General features: G+C 51.4%; 18 protein-coding genes and 1 tRNA gene. 7 read left to right on the forward strand and 12 right to left on the reverse strand.

The features are described from left to right. Window positions 1–288 precede the first annotated feature (288 nt). The 3 genes from CYPRO_RS02240 to CYPRO_RS02250 all read right to left on the reverse strand — a co-directional run bounded on the left by CYPRO_RS02240 (window position 289) and on the right by CYPRO_RS02250 (window position 3,784). Window positions 289–1,353, reverse strand: coding sequence for an IS110 family RNA-guided transposase (locus tag CYPRO_RS02240; RefSeq protein ID WP_114983081.1), 1,065 nt, complete (start codon window positions 1,351–1,353; stop codon window positions 289–291). 359 nt (window positions 1,354–1,712) lie between these two features. After that, window positions 1,713–3,047, reverse strand: coding sequence for an ABC1 kinase family protein (locus CYPRO_RS02245; protein WP_240644813.1), 1,335 nt, complete (start codon window positions 3,045–3,047; stop codon window positions 1,713–1,715). 74 nt (window positions 3,048–3,121) lie between these two features. Beyond that, the gene (locus tag CYPRO_RS02250) at window positions 3,122–3,784 is read right to left on the reverse strand and encodes a TetR/AcrR family transcriptional regulator (protein ID WP_124245491.1); all 663 of its coding nucleotides are present in this window, start codon (window positions 3,782–3,784) and stop codon (window positions 3,122–3,124) included. Window positions 3,785–3,980: 196 nt separating this feature from the next. Between CYPRO_RS02250 and CYPRO_RS02255 the strand changes: the two genes are divergently transcribed. Continuing rightward, window positions 3,981–4,772 (forward strand): queuosine precursor transporter, encoded by a 792-nt coding sequence (locus CYPRO_RS02255; protein WP_114983083.1) that lies wholly within the window; start codon window positions 3,981–3,983, stop codon window positions 4,770–4,772. A gap of 196 nt (window positions 4,773–4,968) precedes the next feature. Continuing rightward, a complete protein-coding gene (locus CYPRO_RS02260) occupies window positions 4,969–6,378 on the forward strand; it encodes an AAA-type ATPase lid domain-containing protein (RefSeq protein ID WP_164682458.1) in 1,410 nt (469 codons plus the stop codon). 157 nt (window positions 6,379–6,535) lie between these two features. Here the strand turns inward: CYPRO_RS02260 and CYPRO_RS02265 are convergent. From CYPRO_RS02265 to CYPRO_RS02280, 4 genes are all read right to left on the reverse strand, one after another. Then, window positions 6,536–6,608, reverse strand: a tRNA-Lys gene (locus tag CYPRO_RS02265). 37 nt (window positions 6,609–6,645) lie between these two features. Further along, window positions 6,646–8,292: an ATP-binding protein gene (locus CYPRO_RS02270; RefSeq protein WP_164682460.1), complete on the reverse strand. Its 1,647-nt coding sequence runs from the start codon at window positions 8,290–8,292 to the stop codon at window positions 6,646–6,648. A gap of 388 nt (window positions 8,293–8,680) precedes the next feature. Further along, window positions 8,681–9,868: an AAA family ATPase gene (locus CYPRO_RS02275; protein WP_114983086.1), complete on the reverse strand. Its 1,188-nt coding sequence runs from the start codon at window positions 9,866–9,868 to the stop codon at window positions 8,681–8,683. 132 nt (window positions 9,869–10,000) lie between these two features. Continuing rightward, entirely contained in the window at window positions 10,001–10,618 is a 618-nt protein-coding gene (locus CYPRO_RS02280) for a DUF2179 domain-containing protein (protein WP_114983087.1), read from the reverse strand. 617 nt (window positions 10,619–11,235) lie between these two features. Here CYPRO_RS02280 and CYPRO_RS02285 point away from each other — a divergent pair. Continuing rightward, window positions 11,236–13,905 (forward strand): cation-transporting P-type ATPase, encoded by a 2,670-nt coding sequence (locus tag CYPRO_RS02285; protein WP_114983088.1) that lies wholly within the window; start codon window positions 11,236–11,238, stop codon window positions 13,903–13,905. A gap of 262 nt (window positions 13,906–14,167) precedes the next feature. On the opposite strand, the gene ahcY is transcribed toward CYPRO_RS02285, so the two are convergent. The 3 genes from ahcY to CYPRO_RS02300 all read right to left on the reverse strand — a co-directional run bounded on the left by ahcY (window position 14,168) and on the right by CYPRO_RS02300 (window position 18,230). Then, window positions 14,168–15,475: an adenosylhomocysteinase gene (gene ahcY, locus CYPRO_RS02290; protein ID WP_114983089.1), complete on the reverse strand. Its 1,308-nt coding sequence runs from the start codon at window positions 15,473–15,475 to the stop codon at window positions 14,168–14,170. Between the two features lie 218 nt (window positions 15,476–15,693). Then, on the reverse strand, window positions 15,694–15,912 hold the full coding sequence (locus CYPRO_RS02295) for a CopG family transcriptional regulator (protein WP_114983090.1): 219 nt from the start codon (window positions 15,910–15,912) through the stop codon (window positions 15,694–15,696). Between the two features lie 179 nt (window positions 15,913–16,091). Beyond that, window positions 16,092–18,230: a M1 family aminopeptidase gene (locus CYPRO_RS02300; protein ID WP_114983091.1), complete on the reverse strand. Its 2,139-nt coding sequence runs from the start codon at window positions 18,228–18,230 to the stop codon at window positions 16,092–16,094. A gap of 586 nt (window positions 18,231–18,816) precedes the next feature. Here CYPRO_RS02300 and CYPRO_RS02305 point away from each other — a divergent pair. The 4 genes from CYPRO_RS02305 (at window position 18,817) to CYPRO_RS02320 (ending at window position 22,385) form a co-directional block, all read left to right on the forward strand. Next, a complete protein-coding gene (locus tag CYPRO_RS02305; protein WP_240644814.1) occupies window positions 18,817–19,128 on the forward strand; it encodes a GIY-YIG nuclease family protein in 312 nt (103 codons plus the stop codon). 404 nt (window positions 19,129–19,532) lie between these two features. After that, window positions 19,533–19,757, forward strand: a complete 225-nt coding sequence (locus CYPRO_RS16955; protein WP_114985664.1) for a GIY-YIG nuclease family protein — start codon at window positions 19,533–19,535, stop codon at window positions 19,755–19,757. A 350-nt stretch (window positions 19,758–20,107) separates the two neighbouring features. Then, a complete protein-coding gene (locus CYPRO_RS02315; protein ID WP_164682462.1) occupies window positions 20,108–21,100 on the forward strand; it encodes an IS110 family RNA-guided transposase in 993 nt (330 codons plus the stop codon). A 946-nt stretch (window positions 21,101–22,046) separates the two neighbouring features. After that, the gene (locus CYPRO_RS02320; protein WP_114983093.1) at window positions 22,047–22,385 is read left to right on the forward strand and encodes a DUF4143 domain-containing protein; all 339 of its coding nucleotides are present in this window, start codon (window positions 22,047–22,049) and stop codon (window positions 22,383–22,385) included. Window positions 22,386–22,417: 32 nt separating this feature from the next. Here the strand turns inward: CYPRO_RS02320 and CYPRO_RS02325 are convergent, their stop codons facing one another. Together CYPRO_RS02325 and CYPRO_RS02330 are read right to left on the reverse strand one after the other, a co-directional pair. Next, on the reverse strand, window positions 22,418–22,750 hold the full coding sequence (locus CYPRO_RS02325) for a DUF5615 family PIN-like protein (protein WP_114983094.1): 333 nt from the start codon (window positions 22,748–22,750) through the stop codon (window positions 22,418–22,420). Next, entirely contained in the window at window positions 22,747–22,971 is a 225-nt protein-coding gene (locus CYPRO_RS02330) for a DUF433 domain-containing protein (RefSeq protein WP_114985665.1), read from the reverse strand. The genes CYPRO_RS02325 and CYPRO_RS02330 overlap by 4 nt, the downstream gene beginning before the upstream one ends. Window positions 22,972–23,129 lie beyond the last annotated feature (158 nt).

Genomic DNA, 23,129 nt, shown 5'->3' on the forward strand with positions numbered 1-23,129 from the left:
GTAACCGCGAAACAAGCACGACCCGGAAAGGGTCGCACGCGGAAGGCTTGTCCGAGGCTATTATGGCTCAGGGCAAATGGTTGTTCCCGCTCGTCCGCAAAAAAAATGCTGAACCCCTCACGAAATGCTGCTCAGCTTCGGAGCGCCTGCATCAAAAAAGCAAGGAGCCATGAGACCGATTTGGGGTGTGTGGAACCAGCAACGCTGCCAGGTACTGTGTCAAAAGTCAAGTAATTTTTTTCCTTTTAATCTTCAAAAAATGCCATTTCTAGCTCCGGTATGGTAGTATCAACACCGGTATCGCCCTTGGGCGATACCGGTGTTGGCGCTCAGGCCGGCCGGCCTGAGCGCCAGCGCGGCATCAAAGGCCTCGTTTTTCTTCCACAAATGGTACATCAGGCACAACAACTTTTTCTGCAAGGCCACATTGGCCTTCATTTTTATCCCGTGCCGGCTGACTAACCGATCATAATAGCTGTAATATGGTTGCTTCCTGTGCGACAAAATATTGCCAACCGGCATGTACATGGCTGCCCTGATGCGCGCATTGCCCTGTTTCGACATTTTTCTCTTGCCTTTGTGTTTGCCTGACTCCTTAACCAATATATCGTAACCCGCATAGCTGATCAGCTGGCTTCTTGACGTAAAGTATTCAAAGCCCAGCGTCTCTGCCAGCACCGTGGAGATTGTAATCAAACCTATCGACGGAATCGACTTCAGCTTATCCACCTTTTCTTCGATCTCCGGATCCGAATCCAGATGCCTGGTGATCAGCTTTTCAAGCTTGGTGATCTGTTTATCCAAGGCAGCGATGGTTTGCTGGACAATCTTGCGCGTATCTTTGATAGCGTAAGCGCTGTAATTGAGAGCGTGAAGCTGGTTTTTGAGCTGGGTCCGCTGTTCTACCAACGCGCCACGGGTACGCGTGAGCTGACGCAGCTCGCTCCAATAGGGTTTAATGCCCCGCCATAGCTGCAGCTTCTTGCGCGCACCCATCAGGGCTAGCCCGCGGGCATCAATACGGTCGGTTTTGTTCTTGAATCCCTCAGACTCATTGAATCTACGCGCCTGACTGGGTAAAACCACGCTTAATGCCCATTCGGGGTGGTTATCAAACAGGTGCAGGGCAACCCGCTCGTAATACACACCGGTGGCTTCCATGGTGATGCGCACCGGTGCAGGCTGTTTGGACTCCCATTTGGTGACCCAGCTGACAAACTTGGGCAGCTCTGCCTGGGTGTTGTTAAACTTTCTGGAGGAGCGTACACGCTCGGTCTGTTCAACAGGGTTATACTCGAGGATGCAGGCCTTGAAGTCGTCTTTTGAGATATCTATGCCAGTGGAATAAAACATGACTAATCAATAGTTTAGTGGTGTGTTATTTGCATCCGAAGCAGGATCCTGTCGCATGAATTTCACTCATGAATGGTAGCTTTAGAAACGGGTCTAAGCTCTAGGTACTGTTGTCTTTCAACGCCAGGATACAAGTCTGGTTATGCCTGGCGTGGTTCATCCGGTTAAACCGGTGATTGTGATGCTCCGAGGGTGCCAGACTTGCTCCTATTTCGGTTGTTTGGTTTCTAATCTAACACTTGCCCGATTAGACGCCAATTTGAATCAAAATTAACATATGAGTGATGCTCTCGGAGTTTCACCCCAAAAAAACAGGGCGCAGGAACAACCGGGGGAGCGGGATTTCCCGTACACCCGCTTTACAGCACGGCAGGGGTGGCAATTTCATGCCGGTTCAGGAACGCTTCAAGATGTGCACGACCGGGACGGACATCTATTTTGGAGCCCATCTTCATCAGCATCTGATACATGCCGAGGTGCGCGCGGGCCACAAAGATGAAGTGCTTGCTGCCGCGTGGTTCTTTGAAACCTACCGCTTCGCGCGCGAGATTCGTGAAGGCTTTAAAAAAGCGCGGATCCGCAAAATCGAAGGTGTCGTGATCGTAGGGGGAGACGAATTCTTTGCCGAGACGCAGGGTATATTCGTAGAACTTTTCGTCATCCGGCGTGAAGTTGTTTGCGTCTTCGATAATTTCGAGACGCTCATACAAATCTTTCATGGACTGCTCATCCCGGGTGCGGTGTGCGACAAACAGCCGCATGTAATCCAGGAAGAAATCTTTCGGGCATACTTTCACGCAGCCGAAATCAAGCACGCCCAGGCGGCCATCCTGCATGAAAAGGTAGTTACCGGGATGTGCATCGGCGTGAACCGTGAAACTGTCGTTGATCTGATCGTGGAAGAAATCCCACATGCGCTGCCCAAAGTGATCGCGCTGCTGTTGCGAAGGGTTTTCCTGCAAAAATTCATTCAGGTGACGGCCTTCGAGCCAGCTCATGGTGAGCACGGTTTCGGTGGAAAGCTCCGGGATGTATTCCGGCGTGGCAAAGGCGCCATTTGCATAGCGTGCACGAAACGCTTCGATTTGCTGCCCTTCAAGAAGGTAATCCGTTTCTTCCATCAGCTTGTTGCCGACTTCAGCAAAATAGTCGTCGGCCTTGTTGCCTTTCACTATCTGTTTAAACAACAGTTTGGCTACAGCCAGATCGCTCTTGATGGTTTCGCGCACGTTGGGGTACTGCACCTTCACGGCAACTTCGCGGCCGTCTTTGGTGCGGGCGCGGTGCACCTGACCCAATGAGGCTGCGCGGCAGGCATCCGGCTCAAAGCTTTCAAAAATATTTTCCGGGTAATCGCCCAGCTGCTTTTTGATAATTCCGCGAACCAGCACTCTGTTGATAGGAGGTACGCCGTACTGCGACTGCGTGAGCACTTCTGCAAATTCTTCGGGAAGAAGGGCGTTGTCCAGGCTCATCCCCTGCGCAAGTTTCAGAGCTGTACCGCGGAGTTTGCTGAATTCTTTAAAGAGTTCATTTGCATTGGTACGATTCAGCTCAGAACGTGATTCCGGGGTGCTTTTCTTCCCAAGGGCTTCTTTGAGCCGGAATTTTGCATAGTTGGTGCCGATTTTCAGGCCCGTTTTGGCCATGGCGGTGGTGCGTTCAAGTTTTCCGGAGGGAAATTCTTTGCTCAAGGATAGCGGAGGTTACGGATGGATAAAATGAAGTTGTTACAGCGACAATAGCGCAACGGCCCGTGTGAAGGCCTTTACTTTGGGGATACAAACGGAATTTTAATCAGGCCTTCATTCCAAAAAAAGCGGGCAAGGTCTGTGCCTTTATCGATGAGGCGGTTGGTCATGAGTTCAGATACCAGGCCATTGAAGGTATCGAGCAATGCCATGGTTTTCTGCCGGTCGGGGGAGGTATCCCGCATCCAGAATTTAATTACGTGCAGAAATTCCTTGCTCAGGAAAGCGTACACATCATCCCACAAAACAATTTGCGCGGTACGGCTAAGTCCCTGATGGGTAGAAATGATTTCTTTAAGGAGGTGTTCGTTTTCCTTGCAGAACGGGTGCCAGCTCTGATTTTTGAACACCATGCTGTTGAAGGTTTCCTGAACAAAGGGCAGCTGCTCTTCCATCATGTCGGTGATGGTAAGCATCATATTGGTCAGTTTTTCGGAAAGCGTGAGTTCGTTGTATGCGTCGAGTTCGGCAACCATCAGTCGGTACCGCTGCGGCAGGCTTTCGTACCAAAAATGAAAAACAGCGGGTACATTGGGGAAATACTTGTACAGATCTGAAGCCGGAACACCGGCAGCGGCTGCGATATCAAAAAGTCCCGGCTGCCTGCCTTTTACTTCCCATGCCTGAACGGCAGCTGTTGCAATAAACAGTTTTTGTTCAAATGCATCGGTCGTTTCCATATCAGTTATATAATCTAAGGTATAGGTGAGATATTCGTTGTGTTGAACCATCCGGCACCCTGAAGCGTTCAGCGGTGGTAGTTGACATGGGGAAGATGGGGTCGCATCATACATGCTAATTGCGTAAAATCACCCGCATGCTTAACTGCAACCGACCAAAGCTACTGCTACTGCTGCATCCATAAAAACCACTATCATGAGTCAACTTTCGCCCGAACAGCGGGCATACCGGCGGGATTTGTTGTTTTTAACCCTTTGTGCTGTTTTCCTGACGGCTTTGGTGATGGGCAACATTATCGGAACGACCAAATTCGTAACCCTGCTGCAGTTTTCCCTTCCCGATTGGCTCATACCCGTAGTGCCTTCACTGGTGCGCGATGAAAGCCTGTACACGATGAGTATTCCGGTCGGGCTACTGGCTTTTCCGGTAACATTCCTAGTGACCGATCTGGTTTCAGAGCTGTTTGGCCGAAAGCGCGCGCAGCTGCTCGTATGGATTGGCTTTTTTATGAATGTGTTTATGCTGCTGGTGATGACGCTCGCCTGGTACCTTCCTAATACTGCGGGCGTTAGCGGTGGCGAAAGCCTGTTCGACGGGGTATACGGGTTCATGGTCGGCAATACCATCGGCAGCATGATTGCCTATCTTACGGCACAGAGCATCGACGTACGCCTGTATCATTTCTGGAAGAAATTTACCGGCGGGAAGCATTTGTGGCTGCGCAATAATGGCTCTACCTTGGTGAGTCAGCTGGTTGATTCCACCGCGATCTTATCCATTTTATATTTAGCGGGCAATCTCGGTGACAGCGTTACCACCATAGGGGCGCTGGTCATCCTTATTTTTAACTCCTATATTTTTAAGTTCTTCGCAGCTTTGTTTGATACGCCGTTGATTTATCTCAGCGTGAAATGGCTTCGCGAATATGAGGAAGATCCCGAGGGGCACCGCTTGTATCACCGAAATGTCGCTAACCAGGATAAATAAGTAGCGAAATAACATTGCACCGGCATATCTGTTGTGATATATTTATGCGTGCAAAACAGTAACACTTCTTTAAATTGCCTGTATGGCAGAAGCCATCATTAGACTAAGGACTTAGAAAGTGGGGTAAGCTTGTAAGTCTGTTTAAAACCACCAAGGGGCACCCGTATAATTTATGTCGCATCAGGAAAAGATTGCTTTGAACAGCTTGTTTTGGCGTGAAATGCTTGATAAGCTGCCAGCTACCGTACTTATATTTAAAATTGATGAGCAGGAGCAAGCCCGTCTGTTATTAACAAACAGTCATATCCGGAAAGACCTTGGGTTTAGTCCGGAAGAGTATGTGCTTGCATCTGAGTCAGAAGAAAGCCCGATTACCGCTGAGCTTGATCTTCTTATTGATGAAGTTGCCCGGCTGAGCCATGCATCGGCCCCGCCGGATTCCTTGCCCTCGGCAGTGCTCAGTAATCGTCAGGGGGAGCAAATGCGTTTCGGGTTCAGTTTTAGCGTATTTCAGTCTAAAGCCAACCGCTCTAATTTAATTTCTGTGGCACTTGTACCTGCGCTTATCAGGAATGCGGTATTTTCAACTGAAGGACCTGCAGACGGGCATAGGCAGAATGGCGTGCAGGAAAACAATACGGAAGTGGCAGCAGCAAAGGGTGATGTGATACCGCCTCCGCCGTTTGTTGCGGTTTCTGAAGTAATGAAAGGCGTGCTGGAAAAAGCAGATCATGCCGCAGGTATTGAAGCGCACATCCTGCTACATGGTGAAATCGCTACAGGAAAAAGAGCAATAGCTTCACGGATTGAGAAAACCTGTGTATTTGCCAAACCGGGTACACAGGTCATGCATATTGACTTTCGGGCAGAGGCTGCCGAAGCTTCGTTTCAGAAAATTGTTGAGAGAGACCAAACAAGCGGAGCTTACCTCCTTGCACAGCTTCCGAAAAACCTGATTCTGCAAATACGTGCGCTTGATAATATCAAAATTCCGCAGCTGGAAACCATAGCAGAAATTATTGATGAGCGTCAGGCCCGCGATTATAGAACAAGGCTGATTATGACCTCCCGCATCTCGCTTGATCAGCTTTCCGAGAGCGGGCGTATCCCGGCAAGCCTGCTCTATAAGTACACCTTTTTTCCGATACCTGTGCCGCCCCTCCGGCATCGCAGGGAAGATCTGCCTGAAATTATTGAGATATGGCTAAGCCGGCTTGTTGCTGCAGCTGACCTTCGGCCCGCGCCGGCTTACACCCCGCAGCAAATGCAGCAACTGCTGCAGCACGAATGGCCTGAAAATTTCCAATCGCTTAAGGAAGTCATTCGGGCATCGGTACTGTCCGCGAATGGGGAAAAACTTCCGCTCCGTCTCGGGATCAAAACCTTTGGGGAAGGCAAGCAGGCCGGGCTGTTCGGTGGTGCCCTTGCTCCTGAGCTGCAGCAGGTTCTCAGCTATGATGAAATGAGCCGCGTTTACTTCCGGCACGTACTCGACCTCACCAAAGGAAAAATTTACGGTGATGACGGGGCCGCGGCACTCCTTGGCATGCCCCCTACGACCCTGCAAAGCAAGCTCAAAAAACTCAAGGTTAAACCGCCCAAATAGCACAGCTATCGCAAGTCCGCATGCCTGCACAACTTCTCAAACGTAAGCGGCCGGATAGTTTAGCTGGAGCATTAAGCAGCAAGGCTGCGTAATCCGGAAATATCCTCCAAAAAAAATGCTTCTCCGACCAAAGGTCGAAGAAGCATTCGAATGATTGTGAATCGGGGGGGGCTCGAACCCCCGACCAGCGGCTTAAAAGGCCGATGCTCTACCAACTGAGCTACCGATTCAGCAATTCCATAACAGATACCAAATATAAGACGCTAATTAACTTTGCGCAATAGCTGATTCAATTTTTTTGGTCAGCTTTTCGTCCTGCATACGATCGATATCGTTAGCAGGCTTAAGCAAAGACTCCCGTGCTTTTGCAAGGTCTTCTTCCTCAATCACAAGGGCGCTGTAATCATACGACGCAACCGCGGCAGCGTCAAAATGACCGGCCATATTCAGATGGCGCCGCAGACTGTTGTAGGCCGCCTCTCTCGCGATATACGCAATTTCTGCACCCGTAAGCCCCTGCAGGCTCAGCCCGTAGCTACTGCGGTCAACGGCTTCGGAAAAAGGCATATCCTGCGTTGTAATCTCAAATATTTTCCGGCAGCCTTCAGCGTCCGGTTTTTTGACTTCCAATTGATAGTCAAAACGACCGGGGCGGAGCAGGGCCGGATCAATCAGTTCAATCCGGTTGGTTGCACCAATTACACAAACCCGGCCGTAATCCTCAACACCGTCCATCACCGAAAGCAGCTGATTCACGAAGCGCGCATCGGTGCGCAGGGTCTCGGCATCGGAGCGCCGCTGTGCTACGGCATCCATCTCATCGAAAAAAATGATGGAAGGCTGCATTTCTCGGGCTTCATCAAACAGCTTCCGCAGGTTCTCCTCGCTTGCCCCCTGATATTTGTTGATCAGCTCCGGACCCTTCACCGAAATAAAATGCGCCTCAACCTCATTCGCGATGGCCTTGGCGACCATCGTTTTACCGCAGCCGGGTTCGCCGTACAGCATCATGCCTTTATGCGGCTTAATGCCCAAATGACGAAACAGACCCGGATTTTTCAGCGGCAGCTCAATGACCTCCCGCACTTGCGTGATGATACCGTCAATACCTCCAATTTCATCAAACCGCACCTTGGGGATGTTGCGAAGCTTTTTCTCGGACGCCTGATCACCTGCCGCCTCGCTTCCGCCCTTCCTTCCCGCGCTTCCGTTGGTGCCCGGAGACCCGTTTCGCGTGAGCTTGTGAATGATACCTTTCGGCCGCTCAATAATTCGGGAACCTTCGACCTCTTTACTGAAAAAAACCGACCAGTTCGCATTCTCATTGGTATCGATCTGATCGGGCAGCCGGCCGATAATGCCCTCGGTTACGGAGAAATCAAAAGACGGACACAGATACAGATGTTTGTCCTCGACTTGCTGCCGCAGAATGGCCAGGATCTGATGTTTATCCACCTTCCAGACCCCTTCCGAAACAAAATGCCCGAAGCTAAACCAGTAGGTGCCCAGCAGCAGCGCCTCACGGTTTTCGGGGAGATATCGGGTGATGGCATCGAGCGCGGCATACCCCCAGCCGTCAGGCCGCAGGCTCTCGTCAGCCTGTTCTTTCCGGATGGCCTCCTCCTGTGCCGCAACTGTTTCGAAAAGCTGCACCAAATACGACGGCGACACCGCCCGACCCTCTTTTTTGATGGTCACGCCAGGCACAGCGGCGAAGTCCGTACACAGCTCACGGAGCGTATCAAACGCCTTCCGAAAGCTTACGGAACCAAAACGGAGTGTTAAAACAGCCTGCGATGGACGGTTTTCGTCCGTGTTAAAAAGCTGTTCGGTCACACCGGAAAGCTGTTGTAAGAGCCCGCGCTGCGATTCGGAAACCTGCGTTTCCGGAAGTTGGATTTCAAAATTATTCATACGCTCCGAAACAAAGCCACCGCAGATTGCATTCACCCCAAACAAAGTACGCAGCCCCAAAACCGACCGCCACGCCCGGCGTAAAGACGCGCAGCAAACAGGCTTCAACATCCGGTCCTGCCCGGGCTGATTCGCTGAACGGGTCTTATTTTTTTGGTTAAAACTTCGTGAACATCAGGAGTCTGGGTGACAGACTCCGCACTCCCAAACCTAAGATGGGTCCCTTGCTTTTTTTTGTGTGTAAAAGGAAACGGACGTCTGAAGCAAAGCCACAGGCCGCGGTCAACGGGTGCAATGCCATCATCAATGACAAATAACTGACAGCTATGGAGCGCTGATCAGGCAGGCGCCATCCCGCTAAAAACAGCTGTCGCCGCTACTGAACCGTTCAGATCAGTTTCTTTACCGTCAGGCCGAAAAACTTCAGCTTCATCCAGTGTGCAAACATGGGATCAGCAAAAGAAAGCTGATCGCCGCGATAGGTCAGCAGGTCGGCAGCGAGCAGCAAACGCCGGTTTTTGGTTGTGCTTGCAGGGGAGCCGAGACGGTACTTTTCCATCACAGATACACTACTAAGTTGCTGTTCACCCATTGCAACCGCTTTGAGCAGGTTCAGCTGTGTCGGACTCAAGCCTCCGGCAAGGCGGCTGTAGGCCCGGTCGTGCAGGGCAAAATAAAGCTGAAGCGCAGCACGCAGTTCTTTTTTGCCGGAAGTTTGCTCTGCCGCCGTTTGGTGCCACAGATGGAATGCCAGCTCCTGCGCTGGTCTCGCTTCCGCTTCGCAAAGCGAAAGCAGCTGCAGCAGGGTCTGTTTCCTGACGCTCTTACCGGTTGCCCGAAACTGTTCCCTGAAGTAGGCAAGCCAGGTCTCAGCGGGCAGTGGCTGCGGTTGCACCAGCTGTGCAAACTGATAAAAAGGCTGTGCAGGCCGCTCAAACAACTGTACAAATGCAGGTCCGCCGCTGCCCGACAGCAGATAGCTGACCCGCTTATGGTTTTGCCAGATTGCCCGCACCCTTTTTGCAAATGCAGCGCCTTTGTCGAGATTTCGGAGCAGGTGAAAGTCATCAATCCAAATTACCAGACGGCAGCCGAGACTTTCGGCAATGCGTTCAGGGAGATCAAGAATTTCATCAGGATTGTGTTCGGTCTGCCAGCTGTCGAAAAGAAGCTTTTCCGCGTCACCGGGTTCCGTTAAGGGCGTAACTTTCTGCAGAAAAGTTTGGGCCAGCTGCAGGCGGGTTTCGGATGACTTCGAAGCGGCCTGAAGCACATGGGTTGCAAAATGATTCAGAAAATCAACGGTGTGCTGTGCCCGAAACAAGTCGGTGATCGCTAATATGCGTACGGACTCTTGCTGTGGGCCTGAACCGCTGTTTTGCTGGGCCTGTTTGCTGATCGCAGCCAAAACGGCCTGTGCCAGCCAGCTTTTCCCGCGACCCGGCGGTGCCGCAATAACCGCATTGCTGCCCGCAAGCAGGGTGGAAGTCAGAAACGTACACACCTCATCCCTGCCCGTAAAAAAACGCGACCGGTAGGGGATGTCAAAGGCAAAGGGTGTGTTTTTGGGAAACATGACTGCGAAAAGGGAATCAGATGGCTGTCTCATTCCCAAAATACACTTTTCCCGCAAAGCCTGAAGGTTCAGTTTGGCTGTATTTTTTACGCCCGAAACCCGTCAGGCCAGAAATTGCGCACCTAAGCTGCCCTACTTGCGAATGGGGTTCAGGCGCGACAAAAATGATGGTGCCGGTTCCGGGAAAACGCCTTCGTGAACCGACCGGATGTCTTCTACAGATACAAAGGCGTTGGGATTATACTTTTGGACAATTTGCTGCACTTTTTCAAGATCACGCCGCTTGATGATGGTAAGGATGAGACGGACCTGCCCCGATCGCCCCGTTGCGCTGACCGTAGTTGCCCCGTATTTGTTCTCGCGAAGTACATCAGTGAGCTCGGTAGCGTCCTGTGCGGTAATGATTCGCATACACAACATGCCCATTGCCAGCTTGCTTTCAATGTAAATACCCACATAATTACCCATCGAGAAGCCGCCGGCAAACGCAATAAATGAAACCCAGTTATCCAGGTTCTGAATAATCTGACTGATTGCGACCAGCCAGATCAGCGATTCAAAAAAGCCAACCATGGCTGCCAGCTTCCGCATACTCCGGCTTACAAAGATAATGCGAAGGGTGCCCAGCGACTGATCTACAATCCGGGCAAGAAATATGAGCAGGGGCAACACAATCCAGGCAAACCAGTCGAAGCCGGAGGCCGTAGCCGTTTCAACAGTTTCGGGAAGCTGTGCAAAGATAAAGTCCATGGATGAAAAGCCGGTTTTTGGCAGCGTATGAGTGAAGTGAAGGATAGTGCAGGGAAGCAAGGTATTAGTCAAAGATACCGTAATTTTGAAGCATGAAGGCTACTTCTCAAGCAAAAAATCCGATATCTTTGAGAGCTTTCAGTTCCCTTGTGAATGTTTTCCGCTCCTGTCACTTTATACATAGAGAAGTTATCGGATACACCGCGCTGCAGCCCTAATAAGTAAAGCTGTTACAACTTATCTCCCGGCAGAAGCTGTCAGGGTATCGCGGTTCCGGCTAATTTTTACCGAACCTTAAAACATTGTAAGGCAGTGACTTTTACGGCATGTTTATACAAGAATCAGCAAGTGCTTCCGTTGGGTGCCCGACTCATCGAAGGGCGGAAAATCCCTGAATAAGATTTATTTTCACAGGGAATTTATAGTGCCCCGACCATCAGCGCGAATCGGGAAATGAAAATTCAGCCGGATAAGGGGTATGTACATCCGGCTGAGAAAAGTATCGGGGAGGCTGGGTAATGAAAATGACCGGTGCTGCAGTGCAGAAAGCGCCGGATCAACCGGACAATTATTAAAATCAACTGGTTTGGAATACAACCACAAAACAATGATCTACTATGGCTACCAAATGGCATACCTTAGAAGCAGCAGAAGCGCTTGACAAGCTGCAAAGTTCAACTGACAAAGGACTCACGCCCAAAGAGGCCGAGAAGCGTCTGCAGGAATACGGGCCCAATAAACTGCCTGAGAAAAAGGGGCGTCATCCTGTCATGCAGTTCCTTGCGCATTTTCACAATGTGCTGATTTACATCTTGCTTGTGGCAGCGGTTGTTACCGCTTTGATGGATCACTGGATCGACACCATCGTAATCCTTGCGGTTGTGCTGGCCAATGCAATCGTAGGCTTCGTACAGGAAGGCAAGGCTGAAAAAGCCCTTGAAGGCATTAAAAACATGCTTTCTCTGGATGCGCAGGTCATTCGTGACGGGAAGCAGCAGAAAGTAAATGCCGATGCCATCGTGCCGGGTGATATTGTGCGGCTGCGGTCCGGTGACAAGGTGCCCGCGGATGTCCGCATTATTGAGGCGAAAAGCTTTCGGGTTGAAGAGTCGCCGCTGACTGGAGAATCCACGGATGTGAGAAAAACAAGCGATTCGGTTTCAGAGGATGCCGTTGTTGGCGATCGGAAATGTATGGCCTTTTCAGGTACGATGGTGACCTACGGGACGGCGACCGGTGTCGTGGTTGAAACCGGCCTGAAGACGGAGCTGGGCAAGATCACTAAGATGCTTTCAGAGCAGAAGGAGTTTACAACCCCCTTGCTGCAGAAGATTGATAAGTTTGCCATACGCCTGTCGGTCTTCGTACTCCTTTTCTCTCTTAGCTTTTTCCTGTTCGGATATTTCTTCCGGGATTACACAACCATGGAGCTGTTTATGGCGACCATCGGTATTGTGGTAGCTTCTATCCCTGAGGGGCTTCCTGCCATCATTACCATTACGCTCGCCGTTGGGGTGCAGCGTATGGCGAGCCGAAAAGCGATTATCAGGCGGCTGCCTTCTGTTGAGACCCTGGGCTCGGTTAGCGTGATCTGTTCCGACAAAACCGGAACCCTGACCCGCAATGAAATGACGGTTCGTACTGTCGTAACCGCAGATGCTGCCTATGAGGTGGAAGGGTCCGGTTATCAGCCCGAAGGCGATATCCTTAAAGAGGATGCACCCCTGAAATCGTTTGAAGGGGAGCCAGCCTTGTATCAGCTTCTCCGCGCTGTTCGGGCCTGTAATGATGCTGCAATCGAAGAAAGCGAGGGGCAGTGGAAGCTCAACGGTACGCCAACGGAAGGAGCGCTCATCACCCTTGCACACAAAGCAGGCTTGGCCGGGTTCAGCCCCAAACGTCTCGACGACATTCCGTTCGAGTCTGAGCACAAATACATGGCAACTCTGAATGCGCATGAGGATAAAACCTATGTGTTTGTGAAGGGTGCTCCCGAGCGGTTAATGGATATGTGTGCGGAGCAGCTCACCGCTGAGGGTCCGGTAAAAATGCAGAAAGACTTCTGGACCGATCAGCAGGATACCATTGCGCGCCGCGGACAGCGGGTGCTTGGCGTTGCATTTCGCGAGGTAGATGCAGGTACTTCGACTGTTGATCACGAAGATCTCGGGCAGGGGCTGACCTTTCTCGGGCTTACCGGCATTATTGATCCCCCGAGAGATGAGGCCGTAGCCGCGATTGAAGAATGCAAGGCTGCCGGAATCCGGGTTATTATGATTACCGGCGACCATGCTGTTACCGCGGAAGCTATTGCCAAAGAGCTGGGTATTGACAATGGTGAAGGTACCATTACCGGCGCGCAGCTCGAGAAAACGCCAGACGATGCACTGCCTGAGCTTGTGATGAAGTACAATGTTTTTGCACGCACGAGTCCGGAGCATAAGCTGCGGCTTGTTAAAGCACTGCAGGCAAAGAATAAGCTCTGCGCAATGACCGGCGACGGCGTAAACGATGCCCCCGCCCTGAAGCGCGCTGATATTGGTATCGCCATGGGAATCAAAGGTACGGAGGTCAGCAAAGAGGCCGCAGAAATGGTACTGGCAGATGACAACTTTGCCACCATTACCAATGCTGTTGAGGAAGGCCGCACGGTTTACGACAACTTCCGGAAAACCATCCTGTACATCTTGCCGACCAATGGTGCGCAGGCTATTGTGCTGGTTGCTGCCATTTTCATAGGGATTGAAATGCCGATTACGCCGGCTCAGATTCTTTGGGTCAATATGGTTACAGCGGTAACCCTGGCGCTGGCGCTGGCTTTCGAGCCCATGGAGAAGCGGGTCATGGAGATGCCGCCCCGCAGGCGCGATGAGCCGACCCTTGGCGGCTATTTCATTTGGCGGATTATCTTCGTGTCGGTTCTGATCGGCGGATTCACCTTTTTGCTCACGCACGTCTTTTTCGCAGGAGTTGATACGGATAAAATGAGAACCATTGCCGTAAACACGGTAGTCGCGGGACAGGTCTTCTACTTGTTCAACTGCCGTCAGTTCTATGAGACCGCTTTCACCAAGAGATTCTTTAGCAACAAATATATCTTCATTGCCATCGGCGTGCTCACGGTACTGCAGCTCCTGTTCATTTATGCGCCATTCATGAACACCCTGTTTTACACGGTACCACTCGGCTGGGCTGAGTGGAGTATCATCCTGTCAACAGGCGTACTTGTGTTGGTGCTCGTTGAACTGGAGAAGTGGATTTTCAGATCCCGCGGAAAAACCGTTTGATTGCGGATGTCAGAGATCTGAACCAAACAAGGTGAACAATGAAAAAGGCCTGCGCGCATACGAACGCAGGCCTTTTTCGATATACAGAGATGAACTTGCCACGGAAACCAAAAGCAACGCATTAATCTTAGGCCCAAGGGCTCGGAAGCTACCCCCCAAGCTCCTGATGTTCACGGAGTTTTCCCAAAAAAAAGCCGCTCGTCTTTGCTGACGGCGGCTTTTTTTGATTTCGGTGGTTGTACCAAATGTTGCGTTGCGGCGCTTAGTAGCGGTAGTAATCCGGCTTGTAGGGCCCGTGTTGTTTGATGCCGAGGTACTGTGCCTGATCTTCGGTGAGTTCGTCGAGATCGACGCCGATTTTGGCGAGGTGCAGCTTGGCAACTTTTTCGTCGAGCTCTTTGGGGAGTACGTGTACATCAACGGTGAACTCTTCGGGGCGGGTCCACAGCGCGATCTGCGCGAGGGTTTGGTTGGTGAAGCTGTTGGACATCACGAAGCTTGGGTGACCGGTTGCGCAGCCGAGGTTGACGAGGCGGCCTTCGGCGAGCAGGTAAATGGTGTTGCCGTTGGGCAGGGTGTAGGCGTCAACCTGATCTTTGATGGTTTCCTTTTTGCCGTTGGCGTTGAGCCATTTTACCTGAATCTCGGAATCGAAGTGGCCGATGTTGCAGACGATGGCCTGATCTTTCATGACCTCGAAGTGCTCGGCGCGGATTACATCCTTACAGCCGGTCGCGGTCACGAAGATGTTGCCTTCGCGGGCAGCGTCGTTCATTTTCTTGACTTCGTAGCCGTCCATCGCCGCCTGAAGCGCACAGATGGGGTCAATTTCGGTGACGATGACGCGGGCGCCATAGGAGCGCAGGTTCTCAGCGGAGCCTTTGCCGACATCGCCGTAACCGGCCACAACGGCCACTTTTCCGGCAATCATCACATCGGTTGCGCGCTTGATGCCATCCACGAGCGATTCGCGGCAGCCGTAGAGGTTGTCGAACTTGCTCTTGGTGACAGAGTCGTTCACGTTGATGGCGGGTACCTTGAGCGTGCCTTCTTTGGCCATTTGATACAGACGGTGTACACCGGTCGTTGTTTCTTCAGACAGGCCGCGGATACCTTCGAGCAGCTCGGGGTAGTCGTCGTGTACCATCGCGGTGAGGTCGCCGCCGTCGTCGAGAATCATGTTGAGGGGCTGACCGTCGGGGAAGAAAAGGGTTTGTTCGATGCACCAGTTGAACTCTTCTTCGCTCATGCCTTTCCAGGCATAAACGGGGATGCCGGCAGCCGCGATGGCCGCAGCGGCGTGATCTTGTGTAGAAAAAATATTGCAGCTCGACCAGGTGACTTCGGCGCCGAGCTCAACGAGGGTTTCAATCAATACGGCGGTTTGCACGGTCATGTGCAGGCAGCCGGCAATGCGCGCGCCCTTGAGCGGCTTGCTTTGGCCGTACTCTTCACGCAGGGCCATGAGGCCGGGCATTTCCGCCTCGGCAATCTTAATTTCTTTGCGGCCCCACTCGGCCAGGGTGATGTCCTTTACCTTGTAGGGGACTCTTTCTTTCGTTTCAATCATAAAATAATAATAGGTTCGGTCGGGTCTGAATTTCGTTTAGCTTTCCAAAATACGCTTAATTCGCTGTTTTTTCAAGGAAAGCGTACGGGTGTAAACAGGCTTGGGGGTGGGGTCGTTCGGGGGTTTTGGTGGCGCTCAGAGTAATAGCTGCGGGTAACGATTGTAAAGATGGGCTTCGGGTTAATACATTACTTTGAACCGTTTGGGAAAAGAGTGTTCTAAGAAATTTCGCGGAAAACGTCTTCATCGCTTTCCCAGCCATGAGCTTTGCCGTAGGGTCTAAGTTCGCTTTGGAGGGTTTTACATTTTTCAAAAGCAAGCTGCCGTTTAAGCGCATCGAGTACCCACTCTTTCTGAGTCTTTCCGGCTTTTAATGATGATTTCTCGAGAAGCTGTGCCAACTCTTTGTCAATTTCGATAGTAAGTGTGGTAGTCATAATTATGTATCCTGAGTAATATTTGGGGATTGTATATCTAATATAATTAATGAAGTGAAGTGAGCAAGCTGAGTAGTATTGTCTTTGGTATTCATCATTGCTTACCGGATAAACAGATGTGATTGGAAATTCTGTAAATCGGACTCATAGACGTTCTCATTTTTTGATTCCGCGAAAATTCACTTCACCAGCGTCACCGTCCGCATTTCACCCACACTCCCCGCCCGCATCACCACAAAATAGACCCCGCTTGCTGCGCCTTCAGTTTCCCATCGGAGCAGGTGCTCGCCGGTGAGCTGTAAGCCCTCATAGAGCACGGCAATATGGCGACCATTCACATCGAAAATCTCGGCCCGGATTTCGGTTGGTTCGCTCAGGGTGAAGGGGATGAGCACGCGCCCGTTGAAGGGGTTCGGGTAGGGCGGCTGCAGGCTGAGGCCGCGGCGGAGTTCGAGATTGGGATCGGCGAAGGAACCAGCTATGACATCGGTGCGACCCAGCAGCAAATGCGCGTCGGGGTCGGCTTCCGGCGGGCCGGGCGGGAAGGGCAGTGAGAGTTCCAGGGTGACCGGCTGACTAAAGCCGGGCAGGGTCAGGGTTGTGTCGCGGCTGCCATCGGCGGCGGGGATGCGCAGTTCGAGCGGAAGCGCCCAGTCCGCGGTGCCGCCCCCGGATGCGGTAGCCGAAACCTGAAGTCTCATCCGGTACAGGCCTGCTTCCTCCTGTGCGGCCGGCCGCACACCGTAGCGGATTTCCAGCTCGGGATGGGAGTCGCCGTAAATCCAGGTATCGAAAAAGTCGCGGAGGTTTTTTCCGGTGAAGGCTTCGGTGTGTGCGATGAAATCTTCGGTCGTAGCCGAGTCGTAGCGTAACGGACCCTGCATCCAGCTTCGGAGCAGGCCGAAGAAGGTATCATTCCCCAGTAAAAACCGCAGCTGATGCAGCACGAGTGCGCCCTTTTGGTAGCTTGTGCGTAAGCGGAAAATGCGTGCGACCGAGGCATCTGGCGAGGCAGGATCAATGCGCTCCGAGGGTACAAACACGCGGCCAAGCGGCTCAGCTGTAACCTGCCCGCGTACTCCGCGCCGCCATTCGCGGAAAGCTTCGGGTCCGTCGAAAGCCTCAACGACCAGACCTTCGGCGTAGGTCGCAAAGCTCTCGTTGAGCCAGATGTCCTCCCAGCGCGCGCAGGTGACTCCGTTGCCGAACCACTGATGCGCAAGCTCATGCGCCACGAGCGCCCGCGAGAAGTTGTTCATCGAACTCATGGTCTGATGCTCCATCCCGCCGCGCCGCCCGAACATTACGTGTCCGTACTGCTCGCTGAGAAACGGATAGGGTCCAAACAGCTCGGTGAACAGCGCCATCATGGGCAGGGTGAGGCGGGCCTGTTCGCGCAGATGCGGACTGTCGGCCTCGGGATACACAAAGTTGTGCACGGGCAGGGAGTCCTGCGGGCTGTGCCGGAAATAGTCTGTGAACTGCACATAAGGCGCGGCGGTGAGCGCAATCAGGTAGTGCGCGATGGGGTAGCGCGAGCGCCAGTGCCACTCGGTGCGCCCGTCGCCGAGCGGTGTCTGACGTTGCAGTTTGCCGTTGGAGGCCAGCGTGAGCCCGTCGGGGATGCGCGCGATCACATCGGAGGAGTCGGCCTTTACCGCGGGGGTGTTCAGGTTGGGAAACCAGTCGCGGGAGCCGAAGGGCTGACTCAGGGTCCAGAAGTGCGGTGCCCCGCCCCGTCGCGTGAACACAAAACTGCCAAAGCCGGTGCTGCCGGGCGTGCCTTCGTAGGCGATGTGGATGAGCCGCTGCGATTCCGTCCCGGCTTCCGTCTCTTCCTCAAGTTCAATTTCGACCAGAAAATCCACCGGACCCGCGCTGCGTGAAAAGGAAAGAGAAGCCCCGGTTTCCGCATCGGTGATATCCGAAATGTGAAGTTGCCGCGCAAGTTCCAGGGTGATGCGCGTCGTGCCCGCGGGCAGGTGCAGCAGCAGGTCTGCATGACCGTTCAGGCGCTCAAGTGCCGGGTCAATATCGAGGTTTAGTCCGTAGTACCCGACCCGGAAACCGGGATCGGCACGGCTGACGGCTTCCCCCGAAAACAGATGCAGGCTGCCACCAGCAAGCCCGCCGCCCGATTTGGTTTCCGAACAGCTTCGTCCGCCTTCTGTCGGTAAAACGGAGATGTTAGGAAGACCGCTGCCACTCGGGATCACCTCCGGTGAACCCGACTGCGCCACAGCACCGGAGGTGAAGCCTGACAGCACACCCATGATCAAAGCGAGCTGCAGCACGCGCAGGATTTGGAGGAAAACCATTTTTGGGAATGCAGGTGCCAATGCGGGTCGGGCGAAGGGTGAGTGTGTTTGAGCAAAATAGCTGTAGGCACGGCAGTTGCAAAACAGAAAAAGGCAGGCTGAATTCACTCATTCCTAAACAACCTTTTATTTCGGAATCTGCCACTCTGGCCCTGCGACCATGCCGGGGGCAAGGCCTCCAATGGCGAGCTTGGGTTTTGTGGAACCGGCATTCCAAAACCACTTACCCCCCCGCGAGTCCGTCTTCTCGGAAATGCCCGCACTGAATCCGAAAAATGCCCCAATGTAACCGGCCTTATCCGGGATCTACCAGCTTCGGCCTGCGACCATGCCGGTAGCTGGGCTTCCAATGGCGACCGGGGACTTTGTGGAACATGCATTCCAAACTTTTACATCGCGGCAGTTCAGGCTTGGTAGATCCCGGATAATGCTGCTCCGGCTTTTGTGCAGGTTATCCGGCACCTTGCAGCAGCATTTCCGGGATGACGGGGTGGGGTGGAAGATGTTTTAAATGAAGCCTAATAGAACTATTCAGATGAATTATTTGCAACAATTGATTAGGTTTGAAGAAAACCAAACTTAAAGAATGAGCAGTATGAAGGTCAGTTATGTCTATATTGAAACAAATTATGACAAGTCAGTCTTTTATACGGGGGTGACCAGCGACATCCATAAACGTCACTATCAACATCAGGTTGGAACTTATAATGGCTTCTCAAGCAAATATCATACAAAATATCTTGTATGGTATGATGTGTTTTCGCCAATTACTGAAGCCATTAAGTTCGAGAAAAGACTTAAGCGTTGGCGAAGGAGCTGGAAAATTGAGCTTATTGAAAAGACGAATCCTGAATGGCTTGACCTTTCAACGAATGAACCTTTTGGCAGAAGAGAGTAGCTGACACTGACATGGGTCAGCTGATTTTTCTACCACCCCCCGCGAGCCCGTCATCCCGGAAAGGCCCACACTGAAGCCGAAAAAATGCCCCGATGCGACCGGCCTTATCCGGGATCTACCAGCTTCGCCCTGCGACCATGCCCGTAGCTGGGCTTCCAATGGCGACCGGGGATTTTGTGGAACATGCATTCCAAACTATTACATCGCGGTAGTTCAGGCTTGGTAGATCCCGGATAATGCTGCTCTGGCTTTTGTGCAGGTTATCCGGCACCTTGCAGCAGCATTTCCGGGATGACGGGGTGGGGTGGAAGATGTTTTAAATGAAGCCTAATAGAACTATTCAGATGAATTATTTGCAACAATTGATTAGGTTTGAAGAAAACCAAACTTAAAGAATGAGCAGTATGAAGGTCAGTTATGTCTATATTGAAACAAATTATGACAAGTCAGTCTTTTATACGGGGGTGACCAGCGACATCCATAAACGTCACTATCAACATCAGGTTGGAACTTATAATGGCTCCTCAAGCAAATATCATACAAAATATCTTGTATGGTATGATGTGTTTTCGCCAATTACTGAAGCCATTAAGTTCGAGAAAAGACTTAAGCGTTGGCGAAGGAGCTAGAAAATTGAGCTTATTGAAAGGACGAATCCTGAATGGCTTGACCTTTCAACAAATGAACCTTTTGGCAGAAGAGAGTAGCTGACACAGCCATGTGTCAGCAGAATTTTCTACTCCCCCCAAACCCGTCATCATATATTAGTTGAGCGGCAAGGATCAGCTGTTTTGGATAAGAATCTTACAATATTAACTTGTACACAAACATGAAGGTGAAAGCGCGTTGGTACCCTGTGTTTCGTCATTGAGCTTCGAGCTCGTCCGGGATGAAACCAACGCGCTTAACTCCACTAAGCAAGAACAGTTCATAAGGCTTCGAGCCAGCATAAATGATGGATATGCTAATGGAGTCCCTCATGATTATTACCATAAATGAAAATAACAATATTATGTATTTTTTCGGAGTTGATGTCTCAAAAGATACCCTTGATTTCTGCAAAGCGGGTCAAAAAAAAGTCAAAAAAGCGGCTAACGAACCTGCAGGCTGGCAACAGCTCGCCGACGCAGTAACTCCAGACAGCTGGGTGGTGATGGAAGCCACCGGTCCGTACTTTCTTGGTCTGGCCATCTTTCTGACCGACAGGGATATTAAGGTTAGTGTCGTTAATCCGCTAATGATCAAAAACTACTGCAAAGCCAAAATGAGTCGGGTCAAGACTGACCAGGTTGATGCGCGTCTGATCGCTGATTATGCCCTAAAAATGCATGCAGATCTGCAGGTGTGGAAACCCAGACCGGTGAATACGCGCTCTATTCGGCAATTAAACACCGTTCGGGAGATGCTACTCAAGCAAATCAACCAGGTCGAAAATCAAAACCATGCTTTCAGTCTTGATGAGCAGGCCTGTGAAGCTGCCCTGAGAATTAATAATCAAAGTCTGACATTCATGCGTGACTCACTCAAAAAGGTTGAGCGGAAATTGGATGAATTGGCCAAGGAAGAATACGGTGATTTAATCAAAAGAATTTCCACTATTCCGGGTGTTGGCAGGGCTACTGCAATCCTGTTATGTGTCTTAACAGACGGATTCACGCGCTTTGAAAGTCATCAGCAGCTGAGTACGTATATCGGGATTGCGCCAAGTCCGTATCAGTCAGGTACAAGCGTAAAGGGCAAAGGTCATATAAGCAAAATGGGGGCTGGTTATGTGCGAAAACAGCTGTATATGTGCGCTTACTCAGCGAGCCGCTATAACCCCGCATGTGGTAACCTGTATAAACGTTTAAGAAGTAAAGGAAAACCTCATAAAGTTGCTCAGATAGCCGTTGCACATAAATTAGTAAGACAGGTGTTTGAAGTCGCCATGACCAATTCAGTTTATGATGAAAAAAAGGCGCTGGCCGCTTGACTTTTAATACAGTTCATCCCGGAAAGGCCCACGCCGGAGCCCAAAAATGCCCCGATGCGACCGGCCTTATCCGGGATCTACCAGCTTCGCCCTGCGACCATGCCGGTAGCTGGGCCACCAATGGTGACCCGGGATTTTGTGAACCGGCATTCCAAGCCGGCTACCCCCCCCACCCCAAACCCGTCATCCCGGAAAGGCCCACACTGAAGCCGAAAAATGCTCCGATGCTATTGGCCTTATCCGGGATCTGCCAGCTTCGCCCTGCGACCATGCCGGTAGCTGGGCCACCAATGGTGACCCGGGATTTTGTGAACCGGCATTCCAAGCCAGCTATTGCATTGCGGCAGTTCAGGCTTGGTAGATCCCGGATAATGCTGCCCCGACATTCTTGCAGGCTATCCCGCCCAGTGCCGCAGCATTTCCGGGATGACGGAGTGGGTTAGGGTTTGGGTGGTAAAACCGCGCTTTAGTGGTAGTGGGAATGTTTTTTTGATCGGTAAAACGTGAGTCGAATCCTTTACAGAAACAAGATGATGGAATAATTCCAACACTTAATCCCACCCCAAACCCGTCATCCCGGAAAGGCCCACGCGGGAGCCCAAAAATGCCCGGAGGCTGCCGGCCTTATCCGGGATCTGCCAGCTTCGCCCTGCGACCATGCCCGTAGCAGGCCTCCAATGGCGACCCGGGACTTTGTAGAACATGCACTCCAAGCCAGCTATTGCATCGCGGCAGTTCGGGCTTGGTAGATCCCGGATAATGCTGCTCCGACATTCTTGCAGGCTATCCCGCCCCGTGCTGCAGCATTTCCGGGATGACGGGGTGGGGGGTATAGCGGTCAGTGCTTGCTTACCCGGCGCATTATTTTATTCGCCGAAAACCCAAAATCCTGGAAGTCAACTTCCAGGATTTATATGAATTTTGGAAGTTCACTTCCGAAATTTGAATTTTACTTGCAAACAAATCCCGACTCAACCCCTTAAGCGCCCGCGAGGATAGCGGGGCCCTGTGGGAGAACTTCTGCGTGAGCGAGCGCATGAAGGCGCTGCACAACCAACGGCAGTTTCCGAACAGCTTCTTCTGGCGCACCTACGATCGCAAAGAAATTGATTACCTCGAAGAAGCCGGCGGCCGGCTCCCGGCCTTTGAATTCAAATGGAACCCCAACGCCAAAGCCCGCAAGCCCGCTGCGTTTTTTGAAACTTACCCCAATAGCAGTTTTGAAGTGATTACGCAGGAAAGCTACCGGGGATTTTTGATGGGTGATGGGTTGCAAACATTCTAATAGCCAATTTTTGATAAAAGTGAATTAGATGGCTATTCTAAAACAAGAAGTGAACCTTCTTGATCCATTCCGAATGCCCTTATCTCTTGTTGATGAAGCCGCAGAATCGAAATGATGGTCTCTGTAGAACAGTTTCCTTTTTTTATCCAGATAACTTTAGGCGGATGACCCATAACAAAACTGCGCTGATGAAAATCGGAATCTTTCGATACAATCGTAAAGCCATTTTGTCTTGCGAATTCCCAAATAGTAGAGTCATCTTCATCTTCCATACCGTAATCTTTGACATGCATAGAACCGGTAAAAAGGTCTTTCAGATGCTCCTTGAGGCGGTGGGATAGATTCTGATCGATTAATAACTTCAAGCAGTGATCTTAGTAAGTTCGCGTTCCCTGTTAGCCGCAAAAGCGATACATGCACGAATGTCTTCTTCCGTTAATTCCGGAAAATCGAACAAGATTTCATCAACGCTCATACCTGAAGCAAGGTACTCCAAAATATCGTAAACTGTAATTCGCATACCGCGGATACAGGGTTTCCCACCCCGTTTATCTGCTTCGATAGTAATATGTTTTTTGAAATCCATAATGTCCAAAATAAACCTGTAATTGATAAGGTGCAACCAATCTGATTTTCTGATTGGTACAATATTCAAGAAGCTCCAGGCCTTCGAATTCAAACGGAACCCCAACGCCAAAGCCCGCCAACAAACCTATCTCAATAGCTACTTCGACCCGCTTACGC

Source organism: Cyclonatronum proteinivorum, from assembly GCF_003353065.1.
GTDB classification, from domain to species: domain Bacteria; phylum Bacteroidota; class Rhodothermia; order Balneolales; family Cyclonatronaceae; genus Cyclonatronum; species Cyclonatronum proteinivorum.

Excerpts from the sequence above, each read along its gene's own strand:
- CYPRO_RS16955 (WP_114985664.1), top strand. The coding sequence starts at position 19,533 with ATGAAGGTCAGTTATGTCTATATTGAAACAAATTATGACAAGTCAGTC.
- CYPRO_RS02315 (WP_164682462.1), top strand. The coding sequence starts at position 20,108 with ATGATTATTACCATAAATGAAAATAACAATATTATGTATTTTTTCGGA.
- CYPRO_RS02330 (WP_114985665.1), bottom strand. The coding sequence starts at position 22,971 with ATGGATTTCAAAAAACATATTACTATCGAAGCAGATAAACGGGGTGGG.
- ahcY (WP_114983089.1), bottom strand. The coding sequence starts at position 15,475 with ATGATTGAAACGAAAGAAAGAGTCCCCTACAAGGTAAAGGACATCACC.
- CYPRO_RS02255 (WP_114983083.1), top strand. The coding sequence starts at position 3,981 with ATGAGTCAACTTTCGCCCGAACAGCGGGCATACCGGCGGGATTTGTTG.
- CYPRO_RS02270 (WP_164682460.1), bottom strand. The coding sequence starts at position 8,292 with ATGAATAATTTTGAAATCCAACTTCCGGAAACGCAGGTTTCCGAATCG.
- CYPRO_RS02280 (WP_114983087.1), bottom strand. The coding sequence starts at position 10,618 with ATGGACTTTATCTTTGCACAGCTTCCCGAAACTGTTGAAACGGCTACG.
- CYPRO_RS02300 (WP_114983091.1), bottom strand. The coding sequence starts at position 18,230 with ATGGTTTTCCTCCAAATCCTGCGCGTGCTGCAGCTCGCTTTGATCATG.
- CYPRO_RS02285 (WP_114983088.1), top strand. The coding sequence starts at position 11,236 with ATGGCTACCAAATGGCATACCTTAGAAGCAGCAGAAGCGCTTGACAAG.
- CYPRO_RS02305 (WP_240644814.1), top strand. The coding sequence starts at position 18,817 with ATGAGCAGTATGAAGGTCAGTTATGTCTATATTGAAACAAATTATGAC.
- CYPRO_RS02295 (WP_114983090.1), bottom strand. The coding sequence starts at position 15,912 with ATGACTACCACACTTACTATCGAAATTGACAAAGAGTTGGCACAGCTT.
- CYPRO_RS02240 (WP_114983081.1), bottom strand. The coding sequence starts at position 1,353 with ATGTTTTATTCCACTGGCATAGATATCTCAAAAGACGACTTCAAGGCC.
- CYPRO_RS02275 (WP_114983086.1), bottom strand. The coding sequence starts at position 9,868 with ATGTTTCCCAAAAACACACCCTTTGCCTTTGACATCCCCTACCGGTCG.
- CYPRO_RS02250 (WP_124245491.1), bottom strand. The coding sequence starts at position 3,784 with ATGGAAACGACCGATGCATTTGAACAAAAACTGTTTATTGCAACAGCT.